Genomic DNA, 7,387 nt, shown 5'->3' with positions numbered 1-7,387 from the left:
ATATTAGTTTTATGCTTCAGATTCTTTTATTCTATAACTGCGGCGCTGCAAAAACAAGAACAAAGGAGGAAAGAGGAGCGGCCGGTGCGGCTTTTCCGGTCGTTTTTCGTCCCCGATGAAATATATATGTTTCGAATGTGCCAGGGAGTATCCCGTTGCTCATCCCGTAATGTACCGCTGTGAATGCGGGGGACTGCTGGATACGGTCCACGATTGGCGTCATACAGATGCCGAACAGCTTAGGCGCTTGTTCGATATGCGCCGGGCGGATCGTCACACGCCGCTCTCCGGGGGCGTATGGCGGTACAAGGAGCTCATCCACCCTTCGCTTCCCATCGAGCACATCGTCACCAAATACGAAGGCAACACCGGACTATACGAGCACGAGCTGCTCCGCCGTTATACCGGCGTACGCCGTCTGTGGCTGAAGGCGCAATCGGAAAACCCGAGCGGGTCGTTCAAAGACAACGGAATGACGGTAGCGGTTTCTCACGGACTCTGGCTTGGCTGTGAGCGGTTCGCCTGCACGTCCACCGGCAACACGTCCTCCTCGATGGCGATGTACGCTGCGCTGGCAGGCAAGGAAGCCGTCGTATTTCTTCCCGCAGCCGGCGTATCCCTCAATAAATCGCTGCAAACCGAAGCGTACGGCGCCCGGCTGCTCCGGACGGAAGGCGGCTACGACGAAGGAATCCGGTTTCTGGAGCAGTACGCCAGGCAGCTCGGGCTGTATGTGTGCAATTCGATCAACCCGCTTCGCATCGAAGGGCAAAAAAGCATCGTATTCGAGCTCGCTCACGATCTGCGGTGGAAGCTGCCCGACTGGATCGTCCTGCCGGGGGGCGCACTCAGCAACGCATCGGCGCTCGGCAAAGGACTGGAGGAGCTGCACCGGATCGGCTTGATCGAGTCTCTGCCCCGCGTAGCGGTTATTCAGGCGCAAGGGGCGTCCCCGTTCCACGCGATGCTCCGCTCGGGACGCCGGCAGCTGCATCCGGTCCTCTCCCCCGATACGGTGGCCTCGGCGCTAAATATCGGAAATCCGCCGAATTGGCCGAAGGCGCTGCGGTATGCGATTGAACGGACCGGAGGCGTTACGGCCTCGGTCTCCGACGAGGACATCCTGGCGGCCAAATCGGTTGTCGATCGCAGCGGAATCGGCTGCGAACCAGCATCCGCCGCAGCGGTCGCAGGTCTGCGGCAGCTAGTGGCGGACGGCACGATCGGCCCGGACGAGACCGCCGCCTGCATCCTGACCGGCCATCTGCTGAAAGATACGGAGGCGATCGTCCAAAGCTTGTCGGCCGGCATTCCTGCCAGGATGTATCCGGCGGCAGCCGCTTCTGCCATAAGGCTGGACGCAGACCATGTAGCAAGAGCGTTACAGGCCTGAAAACGCAGCGTCCCCCCGCTGCCCGGGAAACCGGGCGGCAGAGGGACGCCTGCTTCTGTATGCTGTTCTACTATGCGGATTAGGACTTGATCATATCGTGATCGACGTACCGCTCTCCGTTGATTTCGCTAAGGATGTTAATCGCAACCTTCGCGCCGTCTCCGGACGTAATGATCGTATGTACGCTCACACCCGCACACGTACCTGCCGCCCAGATGCCCGGGATGCTCGTCTTGCCGGCGCTGTCGGCTTTGATAATCGTCTTGATCCGCGGCTCGGTGCCGGGAACGGTCTCGAGACCGATCGCTTCCGCCAGATCGGCGAAAAGTCCGGTCGCCAAAATAACGTACTTCGCTTCATAGGAGCTTTGCTCGGTTTGCAAAGTGAATCCGCCTTCTCCGCGCTCAATTCCGCTTACTTTCCCTTGGACGATTTCCGCGCCGAATTTGACGGCTTGCTTTTTGCCTACTTCAATCAAGTCTGGACCCGATATTTGATCCACACCGTAATGATTTTCTACCCATGCCCGTTTCGTAATGCTCTGGTCGCTGTCGATGACAAGCACCTTTTTCCCCGCTTTCGCCGCAAAAAGGGCCGCGCTGGCGCCGGCAGGTCCCGCTCCTACAATCGCGATATCGAACATAAACTTGTCCTCCTTTTAAACATTGAAATGTATTTCTATACATTAGTATACAAAGTAGCACGTATAAAGCAAATGGAGAAGCGGCGTTTCATTTCAGTTCCCTCTTTATAGTGTCTCCAAGCCGCCTGCTATAACCGGAGCATGCTAAAATCCGGGTCGCTCAACCGGCACCGCACGAAGGTTACCCCCTCGCCCGGAACTACGCGCGAAACTCTCCGGAACGCCGGCAGCCACCCCATCGCAGGCGAACTGCCGTCTATCACCGTGTTGCTCCACCATTCGGGTTGACAGACCGCTTCCGGAGGAAGCGGGACACCAAGGATTCCCTCCATCTGATCAAACGTCAGCTTAACGGATGCGGTTGTCTGAACGTGCAAGTAGTTTTCCAATCGTTTGTACGGTCTCATCTCTCATCACCTGTATCCACTGTATCGCAACCATCTCAACAATCCCTGAACAACTGACGGCTGCGAGGCTGGCGTACGGATTCTGACATTTGTCACCCGATCTTCCTGACAATCCTTACTGCCTGCCGACGTCCTGCAGCAGGTACAATAAATGTATCGAAGCGAAACGTTGATAGAAAAGGATGATTCCCGTGAAATATGCGATTGAAAGCAAGCAGCTCGTCAAACAATTCGGCGCTTTCCGCGCTGTCGACGGCATGGACCTCCGGCTGGAGAGCGGAAAAATATCCGCCCTGCTCGGACCGAACGGCGCAGGCAAAACGACCGCCATCTCGATGATGCTCGGCATGCTGAAGCCTACCTCCGGCGAGATTCGCGTCCTGGGCCAGCTAGCCGGCAGTCCCGAGCTGCGCGAGCGGGTCGGAGCTATGATGCAGGACGCAAAAGCCGCCGACGGCCTGACCGTTCGCGAGGTGCTGCAGCTGCTGCGTAGTTACTACCGCAATCCGCTCCCTCTCGACCGTCTGCTGGACGTATCGGGCCTTCACGGGGAAGCGAAGAAACGCGCCTCCTCGCTCTCCGGCGGACAACGCCGCCGCCTTGCCTTCGCGCAAAGCCTGGCAGGCAACCCGCAGCTGCTCCTGCTCGACGAACCGACCGTCGGTATGGACGTCGAAGCCCGAATCCGCTTCTGGGAGACGATCCGGGAGCTGGCGGATCAGGGCACTACGGTGCTGCTGACGACGCATCACCTGGAAGAGGCGGACAACGTCGCCGACCATATCGCCGTGCTGGCGGCCGGGCGGATTATCGCGGAAGGCACGCCGGCCGAACTGAAGGCGAAAGCGAGTCTGCGGACCGTCTCCTTCCGGGCCGCATCGATGCCGCACGAGCATGAACTGCTGCAACTTCCGGGCGTCGAGAAAGTGGACAGCCGCGGCAGCCGCATCCGGCTTTATGTACGGAACGCCGATCTCGTCTTGCCGGAGCTGCTGCGAACCGGTTGGGGCGTCTCCGATATCGAAGTGCAATCGGCCAGTCTGGAGGACGCCTTCCGGTCGATCACGGAGAAGCCCCTGGCTCAAAAACTGGCTCACAGCTGAACCTGAACCAGCTGCCTTTACCCGAAAGAGCCTAATAACCCGATTACGCTTTTTATATAAGGAGGATTTTCCCTATGCTTGCCGCCCAAACAAAAGCCGAAACTTTGCGCATCGTGCGCAGCCCGTTTTTCCTGTTATTCTCGATTGCCATGCCGATGGTATTTTATTTCCTCTTCTCGGCCATCAACGGCGTTCAGACCGAAATCGCCTCGACCACATGGGGCGCCTATCTGCTCATGTCGATGACCGCCTTCAGTCTGGTTGGCACGTCCGTCGGACAATTCGGCATCCGTCTCGCTTACGAGCGACGCGACGGGTGGATGGCGCTGCTCCGCCTTACCCCGCTTCCTCCCACGGTCTGGCTCGGCGGCAAGCTGGGCGCGCATATGGCAGTTCACCTGCTTATAATTGCTCTGTTGTTCCCGACCGCCGGTCTCGTCTACGGGATCGACCTGACCGCCGGGCAGTGGATCGCCTGCGGCTTATGGCTGTGGATCGGCAGCCTGCCGTTTCTGGCCATCGGGTCCTTGATGGGCTCGCTGAAAAACGCCGACGCCGCCACCGCGATCGCCAACATGGTTCACATGGGGCTGGCTATTCTGGGCGGATTGTGGATGCCGCTGCAGGCGATGCCCGACTGGATTCAGCGAATCGGCGTATGGACGCCGACCCACCGGTATGCGCACGGCGCCTGGAATATACTCGCCGGCAAAGCGCCGGACATGATCGACATCGGAATCTTGTCCGCATGCTTCCTTCTCTTTATGGTACTATCAGGGTATCTTATGAACAGACGGGAAGCGATCTAACGATGATTCGAGCGGCCAAGAAACTGTTCCCCGCATCCGAGGGCTGGTTTCCGCTTCTGCTGCTGGTGAACTTGCTGATTCCTTTGTACTTCGTCCTGCAGGAGCCCCCGGTCAAGCTGGCTCTGGGTCTGCTGCTGCTCGGCGCGTTCGTCGTCTTATACCGGCAGCTGTACTGGACGGCTTCCGCTGCGCCGGCCATGCTGATCGCCCAAACGGCGATTACGCTGACGTTGTCCGCCGCTTATCACCCGATGTTCGCCTACGTCGGGTTTCTGTTCGCTTATCCGCTCAGCGAGCAGAAGACGCGGGTCATCGCCACGATCTCCGTCTCTTTTCTGGCAGGGATGGCGGCGATCCTCGTCATGCAGTACCAGATGCTCGGGCAAACGCTGCTCGCCGCAATCCTCCCGCCGCTGTTCGGCGTCTGCGTCATGCCGTTCCTCATCCGGGTGTCCGCCCAATACAAGCAGATGGCGAACCGGCTTCAGGCGGCTACCGCCCAAATCGAGAGAATGGCTCAGCAGGAGGAGCGGCAGCGGATCGCCCGGGAACTGCACGATACGCTCGGACATACGCTCACCTTGATCAGCCTGAAAAGCGAAGTGACGGAAAAGCTCGTGCACCGCGCCCCGGACAAGGCGGCCGAGGAAGCGCGCGACATTCGCATAACCGCCCGGGCCGCTCTGAAGCAGATGCGGGATCTCGTCACCGAGATGAAGGCGGTGCGCCTGGCGGACGAGTTCGCTCATGCTCTGGAATTGTGCGAGGCGGCCGGAATCGTGCTGACTCTGCCGGAACATGCGGCGGAATCCGATGCGGAACTGCCGCTCACGGCTTTGCAGCAATCCATCTTGGCGACTTGCTTCCGCGAAGCGTTAACGAACGTGGTCCGCCACAGCCGGGCCGCCCGGTGTGACGTATCTATCGATATTGAGAACGGCTTGGTCCGGCTTCTCGTATCTGATAACGGAACCGGCATGGGCAAACCGAACGCCATACCGGCAGGCAGCAACGGTCTGGCCGGGATGAGAGAACGTTTGGCGCTGGTCGACGGCAGTGTGGAGCTGTCGCCGGGACCGGCGTCAGGCACGATCGTCACTTTAACGGTGCCGCGTGTTATCCGAAACAGTTGAAGGGAGAGAATACCTGCGTGATACAAGTGGTACTTGGAGAGGATCAGCGGCTGTTGCGCGGCGCTATGGCCACGCTGCTGTCGCTGGAGGACGATATCGAAGTAGTCGGCCAGGCGGAGAACGGCGAAGACGCCTTGCAGCTTATCCGCTCCGCCCGTCCCGACGTAGCGGTGCTCGATATCGAGATGCCCTTGAAAACCGGCCTCGATGTGGCCGAGGCACTGCGCCAGGACGGCTCTCCTTGCAAAATATTGATTGTCACGACATTCGCGCGGCCTGGGTATTTCCAGCGGGCGATAGCCGCCGGCGTCGCCGGCTACTTGCTGAAGGACAGCTCCAGCGACGAGATGTCGGACGCCATCCGCCGCGTATACGCAGGCAAGCGGGTCATCAGCCCGGAGCTATCCCTCGCCATGTGGGAGGCTCCGAGTCCGCTGTCTCCCCGCGAGCGCGACGTATTGCGCCTCGCAGCGGAAGGGCTGACGCTGCAGGACATCGGGGCCAGGCTGTTTCTGTCGCACGGAACGGTCCGCAACTATATGTCGGAGGCGATCGGCAAGCTCGGAGCGTCGACGCGGATCGAAGCGATCCGGACCGCCCGGGACAAAGGCTGGCTGGAGTAATCCGGCGGCGGAACGGACACGGCATCTCCCGTCTTGGGCAGTTGGACGCGATGCCGCCGGAAAGGCCGTCGGCATTTTTTTATATGCAGCTGCAACATTTCAACTAGAGGCGGCGTCTGGAAGGAAGAGGACAACCTAATACATAGTCGGATCTAGTCGATTCTGACCTGTACAGTCCGACCACATCAGAGGAGGCAGCACATAATGAAAAAAATGATGAAAGCCGTCACGATCGCCACGCTGGCCGTCGGAATGATCGGTACGTCCGCATTCGCCGCTACAGCCGATTGGACTGAAGTAAAAGGTATTTTCAATTCGAAAATCAAGGTCGTCATCGAAGGCAAAGGCCCTTCTGACATAACGCCGCTTATCGTAGACGGCACCGCATATTTGCCGGTAAGAGAAATGGGCAACACGTTCGGCCTGAACGTAACTTGGAACGAGCAGGAATCCCGGATCGACATCCAGCAGATGAAACCTCCGGCACAAGTTCAAGCGCTCGACGGCATCGTGCTTGACGTTCAGGAAGGCAAGGACGGGGTTCGTTACGTAGACGTTCTCAATCAAGGGGCAGACGCGGTGAATGCGATCGTTCGCCTGGTCGTTCCCGCCGATTTCAAGGTGACGGACAACAAGTCCGAAACCCATGACGCTTCGGTGCTGAAGGCCGGTATGAAGATCGAAGCGACCCACAGCCTTGCGATGACGAAGAGCATTCCGCCGCAAGCCAAAGCGGAGTCGATCAAAATCGTCCATGAGCTCGGAATGACCGAAGGCACGATTCAATCGGTCCAATCGACCGACCACGGGCTCACGATTAAGGTTAGCGACAAAGCCGACGATCCGACGGCCGGAGTCGTGCTTCACGTGAGCAAGGACACCAAGCTGATGTCCGGGGTTATTGGCGGAGAAGCCGTCGCCCAGGATCAATTGAAGCAAGGCATGAAGGTGAAAGCTTACTACGGCCCTGTCATGACGATGAGCTTGCCGCCGCAAAGCGCCGCTCAAGCGATCTTCGTGCTGGATTCCAACGATACCGAAGCGAAATAACTACGCCTGACTGGGGAATGTTCCCATTTTCTAACAAAAAGACCTCAAATTCCACGGACATGTGGAGGTTGAGGTCTTTTTCTCGGGCTCTGGGAACAACATAGTAGAGTAAAGGGCTGGGATTACCAGCCCCTCCTCATCAAACCGTACGTGCGGTTTTCCCGCATACGGCTTTCCGATGCTCTTCACCCTGGGCAGTTACGTACTTGCCTGCAAAGTTGCGGAT

The 7,387-nt window shown here is 58.6% G+C and carries 8 protein-coding genes; 6 read left to right on the top strand and 2 right to left on the bottom strand.

Annotated elements, in window-relative coordinates:
* Positions 1-256 precede the first annotated feature (256 nt).
* Entirely contained in the window at positions 257-1,393 is a 1,137-nt protein-coding gene (thrC, locus tag AC3Y2E_RS34415) for a threonine synthase (RefSeq protein WP_379217926.1), read from the top strand.
* Positions 1,394-1,472: 79 nt separating this feature from the next.
* On the opposite strand, the gene AC3Y2E_RS34410 is transcribed toward thrC, so the two are convergent.
* Both AC3Y2E_RS34410 and AC3Y2E_RS34405 read right to left on the bottom strand, forming a co-directional pair.
* Complete coding sequence (locus AC3Y2E_RS34410) at positions 1,473-2,036, bottom strand: FAD-dependent oxidoreductase (RefSeq protein ID WP_379217923.1); 564 nt, start codon at positions 2,034-2,036, stop codon at positions 1,473-1,475.
* A 128-nt stretch (positions 2,037-2,164) separates the two neighbouring features.
* Positions 2,165-2,443 carry a DUF7662 domain-containing protein gene (locus tag AC3Y2E_RS34405; RefSeq protein ID WP_190923535.1) on the bottom strand — a complete coding sequence of 93 codons (279 nt, stop codon included), beginning with the start codon at positions 2,441-2,443 and terminating at the stop codon, positions 2,165-2,167.
* A 182-nt stretch (positions 2,444-2,625) separates the two neighbouring features.
* On the opposite strand from AC3Y2E_RS34405, the gene AC3Y2E_RS34400 reads away from it, so the two are divergent.
* The 5 genes from AC3Y2E_RS34400 to AC3Y2E_RS34380 all read left to right on the top strand — a co-directional run bounded on the left by AC3Y2E_RS34400 (position 2,626) and on the right by AC3Y2E_RS34380 (position 7,161).
* Positions 2,626-3,546 carry an ABC transporter ATP-binding protein gene (locus AC3Y2E_RS34400; protein ID WP_379217920.1) on the top strand — a complete coding sequence of 307 codons (921 nt, stop codon included), beginning with the start codon at positions 2,626-2,628 and terminating at the stop codon, positions 3,544-3,546.
* Between the two features lie 74 nt (positions 3,547-3,620).
* Positions 3,621-4,355: an ABC transporter permease gene (locus AC3Y2E_RS34395; RefSeq protein ID WP_379217918.1), complete on the top strand. Its 735-nt coding sequence runs from the start codon at positions 3,621-3,623 to the stop codon at positions 4,353-4,355.
* Between the two features lie 2 nt (positions 4,356-4,357).
* Positions 4,358-5,488, top strand: coding sequence for a sensor histidine kinase (locus AC3Y2E_RS34390; RefSeq protein ID WP_379217916.1), 1,131 nt, complete (start codon positions 4,358-4,360; stop codon positions 5,486-5,488).
* 17 nt (positions 5,489-5,505) lie between these two features.
* Entirely contained in the window at positions 5,506-6,111 is a 606-nt protein-coding gene (locus AC3Y2E_RS34385) for a response regulator (RefSeq protein WP_379217914.1), read from the top strand.
* A 204-nt stretch (positions 6,112-6,315) separates the two neighbouring features.
* The gene (locus AC3Y2E_RS34380; RefSeq protein WP_379217912.1) at positions 6,316-7,161 is read left to right on the top strand and encodes a stalk domain-containing protein; all 846 of its coding nucleotides are present in this window, start codon (positions 6,316-6,318) and stop codon (positions 7,159-7,161) included.
* Positions 7,162-7,387 lie beyond the last annotated feature (226 nt).

This window comes from Paenibacillus sp. MAH-35, from assembly GCF_058135425.1.
Note: the sequence above shows the minus strand (reverse complement) of the source record. Positions and strands in the feature narration are given on the sequence as shown.

Bases quoted from the DNA above. Each gene is read 5' to 3' on its own strand.
- thrC (WP_379217926.1), top strand. From the start codon at position 257: ATGCGCCGGGCGGATCGTCACACGCCGCTCTCCGGGGGCGTATGGCGG.
- AC3Y2E_RS34410 (WP_379217923.1), bottom strand. From the start codon at position 2,036: ATGTTCGATATCGCGATTGTAGGAGCGGGACCTGCCGGCGCCAGCGCG.
- AC3Y2E_RS34405 (WP_190923535.1), bottom strand. From the start codon at position 2,443: ATGAGACCGTACAAACGATTGGAAAACTACTTGCACGTTCAGACAACC.
- AC3Y2E_RS34400 (WP_379217920.1), top strand. From the start codon at position 2,626: ATGATTCCCGTGAAATATGCGATTGAAAGCAAGCAGCTCGTCAAACAA.
- AC3Y2E_RS34395 (WP_379217918.1), top strand. From the start codon at position 3,621: ATGCTTGCCGCCCAAACAAAAGCCGAAACTTTGCGCATCGTGCGCAGC.
- AC3Y2E_RS34390 (WP_379217916.1), top strand. From the start codon at position 4,358: ATGATTCGAGCGGCCAAGAAACTGTTCCCCGCATCCGAGGGCTGGTTT.
- AC3Y2E_RS34380 (WP_379217912.1), top strand. From the start codon at position 6,316: ATGAAAAAAATGATGAAAGCCGTCACGATCGCCACGCTGGCCGTCGGA.